This window comes from Buttiauxella cochleicola (assembly GCF_021283185.1).
In the GTDB taxonomy this organism is placed as follows: domain Bacteria; phylum Pseudomonadota; class Gammaproteobacteria; order Enterobacterales; family Enterobacteriaceae; genus Buttiauxella; species Buttiauxella massiliensis.
In genome coordinates this window covers 118747-136075 of record NZ_JAJSOS010000008.1, presented here as the reverse complement: position 1 = coordinate 136075, position 17329 = coordinate 118747, and the positions used below count along the sequence as shown (strand labels likewise).

14 protein-coding genes are annotated in these 17329 nt (G+C 52.0%); 7 read left to right on the top strand and 7 right to left on the bottom strand.

Annotated features, from left to right (window positions below; translation table 11 throughout):
* Positions 1-93 precede the first annotated feature (93 nt).
* Complete coding sequence (gene ytfQ / locus LVQ76_RS14065; RefSeq protein ID WP_064515782.1) at positions 94-1050, bottom strand: galactofuranose ABC transporter, galactofuranose-binding protein YtfQ; 957 nt, start codon at positions 1048-1050, stop codon at positions 94-96.
* Between the two features lie 293 nt (positions 1051-1343).
* Between ytfQ and ppa the strand changes: the two genes are divergently transcribed.
* Entirely contained in the window at positions 1344-1871 is a 528-nt protein-coding gene (gene ppa / locus LVQ76_RS14060) for an inorganic diphosphatase (protein WP_064515779.1), read from the top strand.
* Positions 1872-1979: 108 nt separating this feature from the next.
* Here ppa and LVQ76_RS14055 read toward each other — a convergent pair whose 3' ends face one another.
* From LVQ76_RS14055 to tamA, 3 genes are read right to left on the bottom strand one after another with little or no spacing between them, the layout of a single operon-like run.
* Complete coding sequence (locus LVQ76_RS14055; RefSeq protein ID WP_151994040.1) at positions 1980-2324, bottom strand: gamma-glutamylcyclotransferase family protein; 345 nt, start codon at positions 2322-2324, stop codon at positions 1980-1982.
* Between the two features lie 2 nt (positions 2325-2326).
* Positions 2327-6103 (bottom strand): autotransporter assembly complex protein TamB, encoded by a 3777-nt coding sequence (tamB, locus tag LVQ76_RS14050; protein WP_232921884.1) that lies wholly within the window; start codon positions 6101-6103, stop codon positions 2327-2329.
* The gene (gene tamA / locus LVQ76_RS14045; protein WP_232865668.1) at positions 6100-7833 is read right to left on the bottom strand and encodes an autotransporter assembly complex protein TamA; all 1734 of its coding nucleotides are present in this window, start codon (positions 7831-7833) and stop codon (positions 6100-6102) included. Before tamA ends, tamB begins: the two co-directional genes overlap by 4 nt.
* A 213-nt stretch (positions 7834-8046) precedes the next feature.
* On the opposite strand from tamA, the gene msrA reads away from it, so the two are divergent.
* From msrA to LVQ76_RS14020, 5 genes are all read left to right on the top strand, one after another.
* Positions 8047-8685 carry a peptide-methionine (S)-S-oxide reductase MsrA gene (msrA, locus tag LVQ76_RS14040; protein WP_232865669.1) on the top strand — a complete coding sequence of 213 codons (639 nt, stop codon included), beginning with the start codon at positions 8047-8049 and terminating at the stop codon, positions 8683-8685.
* 94 nt (positions 8686-8779) lie between these two features.
* Entirely contained in the window at positions 8780-10747 is a 1968-nt protein-coding gene (gene hflK / locus LVQ76_RS14035) for a protease modulator HflK (RefSeq protein WP_232921883.1), read from the top strand.
* Positions 10744-11727 carry a protease modulator HflC gene (hflC, locus tag LVQ76_RS14030; RefSeq protein WP_232921882.1) on the top strand — a complete coding sequence of 328 codons (984 nt, stop codon included), beginning with the start codon at positions 10744-10746 and terminating at the stop codon, positions 11725-11727. The genes hflK and hflC overlap by 4 nt, the downstream gene beginning before the upstream one ends.
* Positions 11720-12772, top strand: coding sequence for an SPFH domain-containing protein (locus tag LVQ76_RS14025; protein ID WP_232921881.1), 1053 nt, complete (start codon positions 11720-11722; stop codon positions 12770-12772). The genes hflC and LVQ76_RS14025 overlap by 8 nt, the downstream gene beginning before the upstream one ends.
* On the top strand, positions 12769-14667 hold the full coding sequence (locus tag LVQ76_RS14020; protein WP_232921880.1) for a heavy metal translocating P-type ATPase: 1899 nt from the start codon (positions 12769-12771) through the stop codon (positions 14665-14667). Before LVQ76_RS14025 ends, LVQ76_RS14020 begins: the two co-directional genes overlap by 4 nt.
* 81 nt (positions 14668-14748) lie before the next feature.
* Here the strand turns inward: LVQ76_RS14020 and LVQ76_RS14015 are convergent, their stop codons facing one another.
* Together LVQ76_RS14015 and LVQ76_RS14010 are read right to left on the bottom strand one after the other, a co-directional pair.
* The gene (locus tag LVQ76_RS14015; RefSeq protein WP_064561852.1) at positions 14749-15084 is read right to left on the bottom strand and encodes a helix-turn-helix domain-containing transcriptional regulator; all 336 of its coding nucleotides are present in this window, start codon (positions 15082-15084) and stop codon (positions 14749-14751) included.
* A 4-nt stretch (positions 15085-15088) separates the two neighbouring features.
* The gene (locus LVQ76_RS14010) at positions 15089-15415 is read right to left on the bottom strand and encodes a type II toxin-antitoxin system RelE/ParE family toxin (protein ID WP_232865674.1); all 327 of its coding nucleotides are present in this window, start codon (positions 15413-15415) and stop codon (positions 15089-15091) included.
* Positions 15416-15665: 250 nt separating this feature from the next.
* Here LVQ76_RS14010 and paeA point away from each other — a divergent pair, with 250 nt between their 5' ends.
* Positions 15666-17003, top strand: a complete 1338-nt coding sequence (gene paeA / locus LVQ76_RS14005) for a polyamine export protein PaeA (protein WP_151994055.1) — start codon at positions 15666-15668, stop codon at positions 17001-17003.
* Positions 17004-17065: 62 nt separating this feature from the next.
* Here the strand turns inward: paeA and LVQ76_RS14000 are convergent, their stop codons facing one another.
* On the bottom strand, positions 17066-17272 hold the full coding sequence (locus LVQ76_RS14000) for a DUF1107 domain-containing protein (protein WP_151994056.1): 207 nt from the start codon (positions 17270-17272) through the stop codon (positions 17066-17068).
* Positions 17273-17329 lie beyond the last annotated feature (57 nt).

Sequence of the window (17329 nt, the reverse complement as noted above, 5' to 3'; positions counted from 1 at the left end):
CCCTCGACCAGGCCCGTGCCTTAATGGCGGATGACGCTACGCTTATCCGCCCTACATAAAACAGCCCCTCCGTTTCGGGAGGGGCATAACTCATCAGTAGCCCATCGATTTCTTCTTCTCGAGCTCTTCTTTCGCGGTATCCGGGAGGTACAGCGTTGATTTGGTGATGGTCACTTTTTCCGGCATGGTGCCGTCTTTTTTGAATTTCTCGAGCGCATCGAACGCAGGGCCTGCCATGTTTGGCGTCAGCTCAACGCTTGCGTTCGCTTCGCCGTCGATCATTGCTTTATAGATATCCGGCACGCCGTCGATTGAACCGGTCAGAATGTCTTTGCCTGGTTTCAGGCCCGCCTCTTTGATTGCCTGAATCGCACCGATCACCATGTCATCGTTATGCGCGTAAACCATGCAGATATTTTTGCCGTTGTTCTCGGCTTTGATGAAGCTCTCCATAACCTCTTTACCTTTACTGCGGGTAAAGTCGCCAGATTGAGAACGAATGATTTTCACGTTAGACGCTTTAGAAATGGCGTCCGCAAAACCTTTCTTACGATCGATTGCCACACTCGCGCCCACGGTGCCTTGCAGCTCAACCACGTTACATTGCTTACCATTCAACTCTTTAAGCAGCCATTCACCAATCAACTGGCCTTCCAGCACGTTGTTAGCGGTGACAACGGTCATATACAGCGATTTATCTTTCACATCGATATTACGGTCGAGCAGGAATACCGGGATTTTGGCCTCTTTTGCTTCTTGTAATACTGGCTCCCAACCCGTGGCGACGATTGGCGCAATGAAGATTGCGTCTACGCCCTGGGCGATAAATGAACGTACGGCTTTAATCTGGTTTTCTTGTTTTTGTTGGCCGTCTGCGATTTTCAGCGTAATGCCGCGTTTCTCGGCTTCACTCTTCGCAACCGATGTTTCTGCTGCTCGCCAGCCGGATTCAGAACCTACCTGCGAAAATCCGACCGTTAACGGAGCAGCTATCGCCATAGACGACATGGCTGCGGAGACTGCAGAGACCAAAAGTAAGCGCTTCCACATAGGGACATCCTCGTAGGGTTATTGTTGGTTAAAATCTGGGCGTCGAAAAGACTATAGACGACGTGTGGTGTAACAGAATGAGTTACATCACAATTCCAACAAGTCGCGCATATCCTTGTAACCGCTTACAAAAATTTATAAAGAATACGGCTATGTTTATGGATTTTCCCGTTGTCGGAAGGTTCTGGAAACGGCAGCAGGTGAGAAATGAAGGCAAAAAGAGGCGAAGACATTTAAATCGAGTTAGCTATAATACGCGGCACTTGAATGACACCAGTTTAAAGGAAAAAGACATGAGCTTACTCAACGTCCCTGCGGGTATTGATCTGCCAGAAGACATCTACGTTGTTATCGAAATCCCAGCAAACGCTGATCCTATCAAATATGAAGTTGATAAAGACACCGGCGCGCTGTTCGTTGACCGTTTCATGTCTACCGCAATGTTCTACCCGTGCAACTACGGTTACATCAACCACACCCTGTCTTTAGACGGTGACCCGGTTGACGTTCTGGTCCCAACTCCATACCCACTGCAACCAGGTTCTGTTATTCGTTGCCGTCCAGTTGGCGTGTTGAAAATGACTGACGAAGCTGGCGAAGATGCCAAGCTGGTTGCAGTTCCGCACACCAAACTGAGCAAAGAATACGATCACATTAAAGATGTGAACGACCTGCCAGAACTGCTGAAAGCGCAGATCTCCCACTTCTTCGAGCAGTACAAAGCCCTCGAGAAAGGCAAATGGGTTAAGGTTGAAGGCTGGGACAATGCAGCAGCAGCTAAAGCTGAAATCGTTGCTTCCTTCGAGCGCGCTAAGAAGTAATTCTTACCCTCGCTTAATGCTTGTGAAAACACCGCCATCTGGCGGTGTTTTTTTATGCGTCTGCAAAAGTGAAACGGCCACTCAGATGAGTGGCCGTTTGGGAATGAACTACTCGCTATCTTTATCCAGCCAATCTCCGCTTTCGATGCGGGTTAACCCCTCCACCGAACGCTGGTACACATACATCCATGCGCTGCCGTAAGGAGTCTGAATTAGCTGACGTTTATACTCGCCACCTTTAGTGCGCAAAGCGTCAAGCTCAGAGAGTGTAGAAGCATCAATGCGATACACTTCACCCACCACAGACCCCTCACCCGGCACTACCCCCGGATAATGGCCAAGGCTGTATAAAGCGTAATTTTCAACATGATGATCCCCAAGCCACTGGGCGTTGGTCATCCAGTGGCTGTTACCTTGCTTGCGTCGTAAACTGCCGTAAACAAAAATTCGCATAGCTAAAACTCAAACTGATAAAGCAGATCAAGTGCCTGATCGATACCAGACACCGCTTCCAGATACAGCTTAGGCATCAGGCGATAACGCAGTGTTAGTGTCGCCAATGAGTCAAAAATACCCACTCCATATTTAACCTGGAGACCTGGCAGTACATAGCCACTGACCACCACTTGTGAGGAATCCCCCACCCCTGCGGTATCAAGCGCCAGATTGCTTACGCCAAACGTCTCGCCGATTTTACCCACAACCTGACCACTTTGTGCAACCCCCAAGCCAACAAGCATTGACGTCATGGCGTTACCATCGTCGCCAGAATTGTCTAAACCCTGCCCGCGAAGCAGGTAGGACAAGGCTTCTTGCTGTGACATGGCCGGATCAGAAAATATCTCAGCTTTCGGCTCATCTGCTGTTCCCGTGACACGAACACCGGCTATTACGTCGTTTTCCGTCGCTTCTGGGTTACGAATCGCTTCGATATTTAATAATGGCTGGTCTGGCGGGCCTGAGAATAACAGCTCGCCTTTACGCACGATCAAATCCTGTCCGTACGCATGGAAACGCCCTTCAGGAATATTGATCTGCCCGTTCAGACCGAGACCCTGACGGTCTTGCACCATTTTTAAATCGCCACTCAGACGCGCTTTCAAACCAAACGCATCCAGGCGTACATTGTTACCAACATGAATAACCAGGTTACTGTTGATAGGAATGCTTGCCGTTTGCGGTTTAATCGGCTTCAGGTCTTTATCGAGCATCACTTCATCACTGGACACACCCACTGAGCTTTCCGGGACTTCATGCACCACAATTCGTGCCCACGGGATGTCTACACTCCCATCAAGCGTGAACAAGCTCGGAGTCGCGACAAACTCAACATCCGGTGACACGTCAAGGCGCACCATCGGCGGCACCGTAATACGCACCTTGTTGCCTTTCGCTGCCACGCGCGCGCGCCAGTTGTCTATTTGCGTCCAGTCAGCATCGCCACTCAGAGCAATATCACCCTGCTTCGTACGCACCGTTCCGGCAAGCGTAGAGTTCATGCCGTTAAAGTTCATCGCCAACTGACTTGGCTGCATATCAAACGGCATAAAGTTGCCGTCGATATCCACGCCGTTAACTTGCAACTGGCCGAAGACTTGCGGACGCTCTAAATTCCCCGCCAGACGTAAGTTAGCGTTAATCTTTCCGGCGGCTTTTTCTCCACGTGAGAATATGGAGTTAGCGATCGCCAAATCAAAGTTGCGCATATTCACATTCCCCGCCAGGTTGCGGCGGTTTTGTGGATCGCTAATTTGAACCTGACCATCGAACTGGCCGTTTTGAGCAACGCGAATCAACCAGCCTAGTTTGGCCTGGTTATTTTTAAGCTCGGCATTGAGATTAAGCGTGTCGAACGCCACCAGCAGCGGGCTGTCGTTCACCATTTGCGTGACTTTCACGCCGTTACCCGTGAGCGTAACTGAACCTTGTGGCAAGCCTTCTGATTCCGCATCCCAGCTAACATCCGCACGGCCACTAAATGCTCCCACCGCTTGTGTATCAGCCGGCATAAACGGTTTGAGCATCGCTAAATCAAAGCGGTTCAGATTGACCAACGCACGGCCTTTTGCACCGGCATCAATTGGCTGCGGCACACAAAGTTCAGCATTCGGGTTCGTCCAGCAATGCGCGCCAATATTGATTTTCTGCTCTTTGTTGCGGTAATCGAGTGCCAGAGCGCGGTTCAGCGACCACGGACCAACCGGCGTTTCAAAGCGCGTATTGCTGAGATTGCCACGCCAGCGTTCTTCCGCACGGTCAAAGCTGCCGCTTAAATCAAGCTGCCCGGAAACCGGCTCGCCCTGAATGCGCAGTTTTAACTGGTGCTGTTTTTCGGAGCCTTTTGCGTCAAGCGTTACCAGGCTGAGATCGACACCTGGCTGGGAAATACGCTCAACTCGCAGATCCAGATTCCCGGCGATTTGATCGGTGGATTTCACATCACCTTTCAACAAGACTCGCGCAATCGACAGCTCCTGCCAGTGGAGGTTATTTGCGGTAAGGTCTGCCAGCAGCTGCGGCGCTTTCACATCGCCACGCACTTTAATCGTGCCTTTCGCTGTGCCGCCAAGTCCCGGTAAAGCATTGTCGAGATTCGGTGCATCGATGGTGGCATCAAGCTCCAGATCTTTCGGCCCTAACTCCCCTTTAACATCAGCACTGTTACGCCCCAGTTCGATATGCAACCCAGGGGTTTTCCACTGCATGTAACTGTTGCCGTTGAGCTTTCCGGTAACGTTTAGTTTGTTATTTTTGACATTCCCGGCAAGTTTTAGCTCGGAGACATCTACCTGCCAACTGCCGCCATACAAACTGCCACTGGTTTTCACCAGGCCGTCGAGTTTCGCAGGCCAGTCCGGGAATTGCTTCGCCGTATTGATATCGTCGAGTTTCAGCTCGCCGCGCCAGCTAATAGCTTTGCTCCAGTCGAGCACGGCTTTCAAGTCAGTGTTGCCCTGCAACGCAGCGACTCGCAGCTTGTCGAGATTAAGCTGTTGCTCGTTGCCTGCCGCATCCAGAGTGATGGTGGCTGGCGGAATTTGCTCGCCTTTCACATCGCTACGGAACGACAATTTATAGTCGGTCATTTTGCCGCTGAATTTCAGTTTCAGGTTGTCGGCCTGGTACTCTTTCTTCCCGGTAAATGGCCAGTAAAGTTGCTTACTGACCACTTCAAGATTGAGCGGCAAGCCTGCTTCAGCAAGCTGAGTTTGCGCGGTGAGCTCAAGATCAACCGGGCCTGAGAGATTCATGCCCACTTTCAGCACATCCCGCAGCTCCCCACCAATCTTCATCTTCACCTTTTCGCCTTTGATTGGGTCGATATTCAGGGTGGTGTTTAAGGTTAAGTCGACCGGCCATTTATCGCGTAATTCCGCGCTACCAGTCGCGTTGACCAGGCCTTGCGAGGAATCAACATCCAGCGCATCAAGCTTAAGAGAGCCGTCGATGCTGCTGACTTTTAGCAACAGGCTGCTGACCAATAGATCGGTGTCGCCCGTCAGGCGTAAGTTCGCCCCACGGAACTCCTGAATATTCAGGTTCAGCGGCAAATGCACATCGGTCATTTCCGGCAAAACCGGCTTTTCAAACAATTGTTTGAGCGTTTCGCCCAGCGGCAACTCTTCTGGCTGAGGGTTCTGGATCTTCGGCTCAAGCACCTGTTCCTGCGCGACTTTTGCTACCTTCGGCAACGCAATCAGCAACCCTTCAAGATTGGTCGGCGTAACCGTCAGGTTGCGCTCCTGCCAGTTAAGGCCAGAGGTAAACTCCATCACCGAAACCGTGGTGTTATCAATCTTGATATTGACGTTATTAAGCGCCACGCGACTTAGGGTAATCGGATACGGCGTGGTGAGATTGAGCGGGCCAGTGTCCTCTTCCTGAACTGGCGCTGCCGGAGGCATTTTTTTGCTATCGATAACGACATCAATGTCTTTAAGCGAGAGATTATTCACGCACAGGCTGCTATCACGCAGGCAACCCAGTTTCACCGCGAGATTAATTTCACCGGCATTCACATCAACGCCAGGTTGTTGGTAGCGCAAACCTTTGATTGTCAGATTGCGCCAGCCGCCCGTGACGCTTGCGATATCCAGCCCCGGCACCCAGCGGTTAGCGGCGTTAAATAAGACGTGCAAACCGGTAGTTGTTCCCACCAGGAAGCCCACCGCGCCAATCAGCAGCACCACAAAAACCAACACCGCGAGGCTTATTTTCTTCCAACGACTCATAGTTCAGGCCCCAAACCGATGTAAAACTGTAAACCATGCTCATCTTTATCAGCCACCGGGACCGCTAAATCGAGTTTGATTGGCCCAACCGGTGACTGCCAGCGCACGCCAAAGCCTGCACCCGTTTTATAGTTACTCTGTTTGATATCGTTAACCGCTTCGCCAGAATCGACGAACACCGCCCCCCACCATTTCCCGGTAACGTTGTATTGATACTCCAGCGATCCGGTAATCATTTTTGACGCACCGGTCAGTTCGCCTTTGTCGTTTTCAGGAGAGATGGATTTGTAGGAATAGCCGCGAATACTGCGGTCACCACCGGCAAAGAAGCGTAAGTCTGGCGGCACTTTGTCGAAGTTATTGGTTTCAATCCAACCCACATTGCCGCGCACCACAAAACGGTGCTTTTCCTGCAACGTTCGAATCCAGACTTGCTGCGCCTGGAATACCCCGAAATCGACGTCCGAGCCCCATGTCGTGTCTGAAATATCAATCGAATAACGTTGGGAATCGCCCCAGGTTGGCATCAAACCACCGCGCGAACGGGTACGGTTAAGGCTCAAACCCGGATAAAGCAGCATCGTGGTGTTGGTTACGTCTGCCTGGGTAAAGTGATCGAGGCTCCAGCGCAGGTTAATGGCGTGCTGCCAACCGCTGGATAAATCCCAGTATCGTGAGACCGCGAGGGTGCTGGAGTCGGACTTGGTATCGTTCAGGTCGGTCGCTTTAAAGCCGCCCTGCACCAAATAATATTGTTCCAGCGGGTTTTTAAGCAGGGGCATTTTGTAGCTGAAATCAACGATCTGTTCTGGAGCGGAAAGGCTGATGCTGCTGGTCAGGCTGTGGCCGTATGAGTTCATCCACGGTTTTTTCCACGTCGCTTTTACGCGCGGCCCAACATCGGTGGAATAACCCACACCGGTTTCGATGGTGTTCTCAGTACGCGGTGAAACAACACCATGCAACGGTAATACTTTGGTTTCGCGAGACTTGTCGAATTCCGGCGCAACCACCACCGAATTAAACCAACCTGTCGCGGATAAACGGCGGTTTAGCTCCGCCAGGTCTTTCGACTGGTAGTAATCACCCTGTTTAAAAGGCACAAGATTTTGCAGGTACTCTTCGCGTATTTGTGAGCCTTCAAAAGTCACGGCCCCAAAACGATAACGCTCGCCGCTGTTGTAATCGATGTCCCAGAACGCCTGGCGGCGCTCAAGCGAAACGCCTAGCTGGCTTTTGAGGAATTCACTGTCGAAATAGCCCTTTCGCACCGCAATGTTGGAAAGATCTTTTTTGAAGCTGTCGTAATCGTGATGATTGAGGATAGTGCCAGGCTTTGGGCGCTCACCGAGCAACGCGATGTAGTCTTTATCGTCACGCGCTCCGCCACGGAGAATTACGTCGGTGCCGCCAATCAGCACTGGCGGGCCGGGATCGACTTTGGCAATCAATACCTGGCGTCCTTTGGCTGGTGGTGGCCGCAGGTCGAAATCAATGGTTGGCTCATAATAGCCGAGCGCTTTCAATCCATTACGGATAGCGTCATCCACACGCGCACGGAAACGCCTGTCTGGCGTAACTTCATCACTCTGGATAGTTGAAAGCTGAGCGCGAACGTTTTTTTGCAGTTCACCGCTTAGCCCTTCTACCTGTAAACGCACGTTGGCAGCGCTGGCCCACGTGCTTACCAGGCATAGGCAAGCCGAGCAAATAGTACGGAATCGTGGCACGTTTTCTCCTGAATATCCTTGTTCCCACCCCTGGAAGGAAACGTCTTTGTTACAAAACCACAACAATTGGGGTTGAAAACTGCACAATAACCCAAATAATTCTTATATGTACTGTAGTCTCATACAGAGAAGTTATTGTCTGCAATAACACGCCTCGTTACAACCGCATGGCGGTTGTTGTTAAATTTAGCCAACATCGGGAGAGCATGACTGATGAAATTATTTGAGAAAACCCATCCCGTAACGCAGTCCGAAGCGTTGCCTGGTCGCAATACCCCGATGCCAATCGCCACTTTACATGCGGTAAACGAGCATTCCATGACAAATGTACCAGATGGGATGGAGATCGCTTATTTTGCAATGGGTTGTTTTTGGGGTGTCGAGAGAATGTTCTGGAGAATTCCAGGGGTTTACAGCACCGCCGCAGGTTATGCCGGGGGCTTTACGCCTAACCCAACCTATCGCGAAGTGTGTAGCGGAATGACCGGGCACACAGAAGCGGTGCGCGTGGTTTACGACCCACAAGTGGTGAGTTACGAACAATTATTGCAAGTGTTCTGGGAAAATCACGATCCAGCCCAGGGAATGCGCCAGGGTGGTGACGTTGGCACACAATATCGCTCCGCAATTTACCCATTAACGCCAGAACAGGATGCCGCCGCCCGCGCAAGTTTTGCACGCTTTCAGGAGGCGATGACGCTCTCCGGAGACGAGCGATACATCACGACTGAAATTGCCAACGCCGGTCCGTTCTATTATGCCGAGGACGACCACCAGCAGTATCTGCACAAAAATCCATACGGCTACTGTGGTATTGGTGGTATTGGCGTTTGTTTACCACCACAGAGTTAAAGCATTTGTACAATCGGTTACCCTCGTTTCGTTTACGGGTAAATGAGGGCTGTGATATGTTATATGGTAACATTTAAACTCCAATAATGACTCCATGCAGCCCTCCCAATTTTCTGAACCAACGGAACCTTCACCGTTAACTTCTCAGGCTCGTTACTCTTTAGCGTCATCGCAGGCGAAGCTGACTGCAAGATTAGTCTTCGGATTAAGCGCGCTAATTTTTTTGATGATTGTGGTGGCGCTGATTGTCAGCATTATCGAGTCATCTTCACGCTGGACGGCTTTATTAAGCAGCCAGGCCGCAGTGCTCACCTTGCTAGCTATCGCTATCTACAATGCACAGCGAATTTGCCAGTGGCGGGCAGAAAAGTTCTCACCAGCGCTTAAATCCGAAACGGCTCCTACTGAAACAGAACCTCCCCCGACAATTTATCAACGGCTTGGCGCACTCATTCCCATCAACTTTGAACGCATCAATGCGTTACTTAAGAGTGACGGTGTCTGGTTGGCCTCGATGGCGGGATTCGTGTTATTCGTCACCCAGGCAGGCTGGGGAACTAATTATGTCTCGCTGGATGATGGCAACCTGCGCTGGGTGGCGGTCGGGATTATTGCATTGGCGATGTTTGTCACACTGGTTGCGGAGCGCCATCTGGCAGCCACTTCAAACGAAGCCTGGCCAGAAGCCAAATTCATTGCGCCGATATTACGTGTAACTCTCGCGGTACAATTGCTCTCTTTGCCCGCACTGATATTCCCGACTACAAACCTCTCATTGTTGGTCAATCTGCCTGCGATCCTTATGGTGTTGGTAGCAATTGAGTTTCTGCTGCGCGGCTTGTTCTCACTATTCACTCCACCGGGTGAAGAAGGCTGCGAACCCAAGTTCCTTGCTCAAAGCCAACTGGCAGCACAACTCGTCTGGCCGCCACGCCCGCTACTTTTTTTACAACGCGAGCTGCACCACCACTTTGGCATTGATTTACGCCAGCTTTGGGCATTCACGGTATTGCGTCGGGCGTTTTTACCTGTGCTGGCAGTCATGCTGTTTTGTGGCTGGCTGTTGACCGGGATGCAGCAAGTTTCCCCAACCCAACGCGGTATTTATGAACGCTTTGGCAAACCGGTTGCCGTGTTGCCATCGGGCCTGCATTACGGGCTGCCCTGGCCTTTTGGCCAGGTGATACTGGCGGAAAATGGCCAGGTGCATGAGTTAGCGGCCGGAGAAGAAGCCGATACACCTACGGAGCCGCTAGCGAATGCCGAAGGGAATGCACCGCAAAGCGCCGATCGCCTGTGGGATGCGATTCATAGCTTTGATAAAGCACAGATTATTGCCAGCCAGAGCGGTAACCAGCAAGGTCTGCAAATCATTAATAGCGATGTCCGTTTTATGTGGCGCGTTGGCTTAACCGATAACGCAGCACTGGCGGCAACCTATAACAGCGCGAATTTGCCAGAGTTGATTCGTAGCACTGCAAACCAGGTACTGGTGCATCAGTTTTCCTCGCTGACTCTTGAGCAGGTTTTAGGGGAACAGCGCATCGAATTAGCAAGCCAGATTAATCAGGCAGTGCAGCAAAAACTCGATGCCCTGCATAGCGGTGTGGAATTGCTCTCGACCGTCGTCGAAGCTATCCACCCTCCAGCAGGCGCTGCTGATGCCTTCCACGGTGTACAGGCCGCGCAAATTGCGGCTCAAGCGCTCGTGTCCCGGGAACGTGGGCATGCAGCAGAGCTGGCCGCCAGCGCACAAACTACGGCTACCGCACGCCAGAACCAGGCACAGATGAACGCCACCGATGTGACCAGTAAAGCGCAATCAACGGCTGTGCGTTTTGCCGCACAGAAACAAGCAGTGGCGAAATCCGGCCAGGTGTTTGTCGATGAATTATGGTTTAGCCAACTGCACCAGACTTTAGGCAAAAGCCCGTTGTTAATTATCGACCACCGTATTGGCGCGACCTCACAGCCCACTATCGACCTGCGCGAGTTTCCCTCGTTAAGCCAGGCAGCACGTAACGATGCACCTTCCAAACCGACACAGGAGTCTTCCCGTTGAGCCATTCACATCATCACGGTTGCAGTAGTGGTTGCCACCACAGCCACCATTCTGACGCTCCTGTAACTAAAGCCTGGAAGCGCATTGCTGGCGCAAGTGCACTGGTGCTCATTCTTGCCGCCGCCGCAAGCCTTGTGCAGGTTCGCTCTGGTGAGTCGCTGATTATTACTCGGTTCGGTAATCCGGTACGCGTACTGCTCAATCCAGGTCTTGCGTGGCGCCTGCCCGCACCTTTTGAAATGTCCACCGCCGTCGATCTGCGTCTGCGAACGACTTCGAGCGGCTTGCAGGATGTGGGCACGCGGGATGGGCTGCGCATCATTGTGCAGTCATATGCGGTCTGGCAGGTTGATAGTACCCCTGAGCATGTGCAGCGCTTTATGCGCGCGGTACAAAATCAGCCTGATGAAGCGGCACGGCAAATTCGTGCTTATCTCGGCTCGACACTCGAAACCACCGCGAGCGGCTTTACGCTCTCTCAACTGGTCAATACGGACAGCAAACAAGTGCAGTTAAACCAGTTTGAATCGCATCTGCAGGCGCAAATCAGCCAGCCATTATTGGAAAGCTATGGTATTCGGTTGGTGCAGGTTGGAACCGAACGCCTGACCCTGCCCGCGGTGACGCTTAGCGCCACAGTCGACAGGATGCGTGCCGAGCGTGAAACCATTGCGACTGAACGCACTGCTGAAGGCAAACGCGCCGCGGCTGAAATTCGCTCGGCGGCAGAGCGTGATGCTCGCATTGTGGAGGCGACAGCACAGGTTCAGGCTGCAGATATCGAAGCACAGTCTCAGGCGCAAGCCGCCGAAATTTATGGCAAGGCTTATGCCAGTTCACCTCAGCTATACAGCCTGTTACGCCAGCTTGATGCGCTCAGCGGCGTGGTTAATTCCAGCACCCGTCTGGTGTTACGCACTGATGCCGCACCGTTCCGTCTGCTGGTAGAAGGGCCAAAGCTGGATACAACTCATGAGTGAGCATCACAAAAATAAACCTGCGGGCCCGTGGACACAGTCAATACGCCTCGCCTTTTACGCACTGTATGCACTGACACTGCTGGCAGCAGCGTCGTGGTTGTTGTCGAATATTCGCCAGATACCCGCAGACAGCCGCGCCGTGGTACTGCACTTCGGTGCACAGCAGCGAATTGCCGAATCGGGTTTATTGCTCACCTGGCCGAAGCCGATTAACGATGTGGTGATGGTTCCGGCACCTGACCGCGTGATTGAACACCACGTTACGGCGCTATTACGCTCGAATGATGCGCTGCATGCAGATGCTCGTGGCGATAACAGCAGCGATGCACTGGCGGGTTCCGGCTATCTGCTTACTGGTGACTCAGGCGTGGTGCAGTTAGATATCAGCGTGTTTTACCGTGTCGTCGCGCCAATGGCGTATGTATTGCAGGGCGAACATGTGATTCCGGCTCTCGATCGACTGGTTGAGCGTGCTGCCGTTGCGGTATGCGCCGCGCGCGATCTGGATACTATTCTTGTCGCCCGCCCGGAAATGGTCAGTGGCGATTTAAATGTTGCCCAGCAACGCGAACGCCTGCGGGCCGATGTTCAGCACAACGTCGAGCAAAATTTGCAGCGCCTGGCACAATCAGGCAGTGACCTGGGGATTACGCTTGAGCGGGTTACTGTGCAATCCACTTTGCCGGAAACCACAGTCACCGCATTCAATGCGGTATTAACTGCCAGCCAGCAAGCGTCACAGGCAATAGCCACCGCCAATACCGACGCCTCTTTAATTCGCCAGAAATCCACCCAGCTTGCCGACCAGACACGCCAGACGGCTCAGGCACAGGCCCGCGAACGAGTGGCGAAAGCTCAGTCCGACACGGCAATGGTGAATCGTCTGGCCAACAGCCCGCACGACCCCGACTTATTAGCGCGAGTTTACCGCGAACGCATTGCGGCGATTCTGGCGCAAGCTGAATCCGTCATTACCGTCTCTCCAAAAGATGATGCGAATTTGATTCTGCAAGCTGCTGGGCAAAAGGAACCTTCGAAACCATGAGTACCCACACTGTTAACCCCGGTGGCGCACTGAGCCATCAGGAACAACGGCAGATTACCCGCCAGTTGATACTGGCATTGATCGCCAGCGGCACATTAATTCTTGGTTTGCTATGGCGTGGTCTGGCACCCGATCAAGTTGCGGTAGCCGATATCTTACTGGGTGCTGCATCGCTGATGGTCGGCATTCCGGTATTGCGCCACGCCTTTTACAGCCTGCGTTACCCGAGCTTGCATGGCATTACCGATCAACTGGTTGCGCTAGCGCTAATTGGCTCGTGGGCGACCGGGGATTTACTTACTGCCGCATTGCTACCGCTAATTATGATCGTCGGCCATATCCTCGAAGAGCGCAGTATGATTGGTTCGCAAGAAGCGATTGAAGCGCTCAGCAAATTGACCCACAGCCGGGCGCGTCGCTTTGATGCAGACGGCAATCTGCATGAAATTGACAACCATGAACTGGTGGCTGGTGACATCGTCGAAGTGCGCGCAGGCGACCGGTTACCTGCTGACGGGCGTGTACTGGAAGGGACGGCAAGCCTGGATACCGCACCGATCACGGGTGAATCCGTACCACTGGAAGTGAAACCGGGCATGAATGTTTACGGTGGTGCAATCAATCTTGATGGGCGGCTGCGAATTGAAGTGACGCACATCGGCGAAACCTCAACACTCGGTCGCGTGGTGGCATTGATGCAAAGTGCCGAGCAAGCCAGCCCGCCGATTACCCGCCTGCTTGAACGCCACGCGGCGCGTTATCTGCTGCTGGTTTTATTGGTTGCCGCCAGCACCTGGTTTTTGACGCAAAACGACCAGGCCATGTTGGCGGTACTGGTCGCCGCCTGTCCTTGTGCGCTAGTGCTTTCCGCGCCTGCAACATCTATTGCCGGGCTAACCGTTGCCGCACGTCACGGTATTTTGATTCGCGGCGCGGCCTTCCTCGAAGAGTTAGCCGAACTGAATGCGGTGATTATCGATAAAACCGGCACGCTCACACACGGCAAGCTGCAACTTCATGAACTGATTCCCGAAGCGGGAGAATCGCCGGAAGCTCTGTCTGCACTGGCGGCGAGCCTTGGTGCCACCAGTAACCACCCGGTCAGCCGGGCGCTGGTCAATATTGCCCCGCAAAACACATGGCCGCAGCTTGAAAATGTGCATGAACACCAGGGTTTGGGTATTTCTGCCACTACAGCAGCGGGCGAGGCTTATCTCGGCCGACATGAGCTGTTAAAAACTCAGGTCGCTGATTTACCGGAAGAACCACCACATGACGGGCCGATAGTTGGGCTGGTACTAGGGGGGCTTTTCCGTGGCTGGATTTTACTGGCCGATAGCCTACGCGACGAAGCGGCCAGTGCAATGGCGGAGCTACGTGATCTTGGGCTTAACCATCAACTATTACTGACCGGCGACCGCGAAGCCGTGGCACAACGCATCGCAAAGAACGTAGGGATTAACGACGTTATAGCCGGGGCATTACCTGCAGACAAACTCCACCAGGTCAGTGCGCAAATCGACAATGGCTTCAGGCCAATGGTAGTCGGCGATGGCATCAACGATTCCCTGGCAATTAAAGCGGGTGTGGTTGGCGTTGCGATGGGTGCAGGTGGCTCGGATATCGCCATGGCATCAGCGGATATTGTATTAATTGGTGGGGACTTACGCCGTCTTGGAACCTGCGTGCGTTTAAGCCGCCTGTGCCGTCGCACCTTACAGATGAACGTGCTGATTGGGCTGGGTTGGACGCTGGTGATTGTCGTCGCCGCCGCATTTGGCTGGCTGGGAGCCTCCGGTGCCGTAATTGCCGCCCTATTGCACAATCTGAGCACACTGCTGGTGCTGGGCAACGCCGGGCGATTGTTAAGGTTTGAAGAAAAACTGGGTGGGTGATGGAAATCTACTCAATCCGCTAAAAAACAAAACGCCTGATAGGTTTATCGGGCGTTTATGCTTGAAAAGTGCCAACTCATCTTAGGAATGGCCGAAAGGGAAAAGACGAACCCCCGCGGCTCGTGACACAGCAACGAGTGTAGAAATTGTCGGATTTCCTGTTGGGGACAGTGAACGATACAAATTTACACGGGAAAGCCCAGATTTAGCGGCTATTTCACCTATACCACCCCGAGCTTCAACAATACGTCGCAAAGCAACAAGGAAAGCCGCCACACCACCCTCCTCGTTTATTTCTTCCAGTGCAGTTTGTAGGTAAATTTCCGCATAGTCAGGATTTTCACGGATGATGTCGATAACGGCACTGTCATGGTCAGCTGCCTTTATAACAGCCCCTTTATTGGTTTTAGTCGTCATACAGCTACCTCGTTTTATAATCCTGTAAATATTTTACTGCTAAATTGAGATCTGTTTTTTGGGTGCTCTTATCGCCCCCCACTAACAACAGAATGATTTCATTCTTTTCGAGAGCGTAATACACGCGATAGCCTGGCCCGTAATCCACCCGGAGTTCCCACACACCATCCCGTTCAAACTTATGGTCACCAAAATTTCCTGCACTTGCGCGGTCTATACGAGCATCAATCCTTGCGACGGCACGTAAGTCTTTTTTGATGAGCTTATTTATCCAGTCGGAGTAAGGGACGTGACCCGTTTTGTCGACATATCGCTTCGTTGTGTAAGCCATTCATTCAATCCTTTGAATTTCTTAACTGTAGAAAGTGTACCTTATAAGATACAAAAGGAAAATTGATGGAATAAACTAAATAACCCAATAAAAGCAGCCCAAATTATGCCCTCTGGCAGCCCCATGCACCCTTACGCTATACTACCCGTTGAAATTGCTGGCCCAACCTCCACGGACTGGCAGTCAAAATGTACTAACCCTTAGATTTTCAACTTTCCTTCCGAGGCTCTGGCTCTAAGCCGGATAAACTATGTTAAACAGTATTTTATTAATACTTCTTCTTATTTCCGTCAGTGCATTCTTCTCAATTTCGGAGATCTCACTGGCTGCTTCCCGCAAGATAAAACTCAAGCTGCTGGCTGATGATGGCAACCTTAACGCGCAACGCGTACTGAAAATGCAGGAAAGTCCTGGCATGTTCTTTACCGTAGTGCAGATTGGCCTGAACGCGGTTGCGATTCTCGGCGGTATCGTCGGCGATGCGGCATTTTCCCCGGCATTTAAAGTGCTTCTGGAGCGCTTCTTCTCGCCAGAAATGGCTGACCAACTGAGCTTTATCATCTCCTTTACCCTGGTCACCAGCTTGTTCATTCTGTTTGCAGACCTCACCCCGAAACGCATCGGTATGATTTCGCCTGAATCTGTTGCTTTGCGAATCATCAACCCGATGCGCTTCTGTCTGTTTATCTTCCGCCCGCTGGTATGGTTCTTTAACGGCCTGGCAAACGTTATTTTCCGCATTTTCAAATTGCCGATGGTGCGTAATGACGACATCACCTCTGACGATGTTTACGCCGTGTTTGAAGCCGGTGCGCTGGCTGGCGTGTTGCGTAAGCAAGAACATGAGCTGATTGAAAACGTGTTTGAGCTCGAATCACGTACGGTGCCCTCGTCAATGACCTCACGCGAAAACGTCATCTGGTTTGATTTGCATGAAGATGAGCAAAGCCTGAAGAATAAAATTGCCGAGCACCCGCACTCCAAGTTCCTGGTGTGTAATGGTGATATCGACCATATCGTTGGCTACGTTGATTCCAAAGAACTGCTGAACCGCGTACTGGGCAACCAGAGCATGGCGCTTAACAGCGGTGTGCATCTACGTAATACGTTGATTGTGCCGGATACGTTAACGCTCTCCGAAGCGCTGGAAAGCTTCAAAACTGCCGGTGAAGACTTCGCGGTTATCATGAACGAATATGCGCTGGTGGTAGGCATTATCACGCTGAACGACGTAATGACGACGCTGATGGGTGACCTGGTCGGCCAGGGTATGGAAGAACAAATCGTTGCCCGTGACGAGAACTCATGGCTGGTTGAAGGCGGTACGCCGATTGACGACGTAATGCGTGTGCTGGATATCGACGAGTTCCCGCAGAATGGCAATTACGAAACCATCGGCGGCTTTATGATGTTTATGCTGCGAAAAATCCCGAAACGCACCGACTCGGTGAAGTTCTCCGGGTATAAGTTCGAGGTAGTGGATATCGATAACTACCGCATCGACCAATTGCTGGTGACGCGTATCGACAATAAGCCGACACCGTTGACGCCAAAACTGCCTGATGCTGAAGATCAGAACGCAGCGTAATTCCCAAAACTCAGAAACACTAACGGCACCCTTGGGTGCCGTTTTTGGTACTTCTTTTGGCCTTACGCCAATTCCGCCTGCATATGTTTTACCTGGCGGTTTACTTCAGACATAACAGATAGATGCTGCTTATCTTTCACTTTTGGGATAAGAATCTTGCCCTTATCAAATTCAAAAGCGCCAACGTCCTTGATGTATAACCGTCCACGGAACAGGATTTTCACGTACTTCGCCACCTGAAGCGGGTTGTACCGTTGGAAAATTTTCATTCTTCTTCTCTCCTGCAGTGTTAACACCCCTGCGGTTCCACATTTGGTCCGACAAAA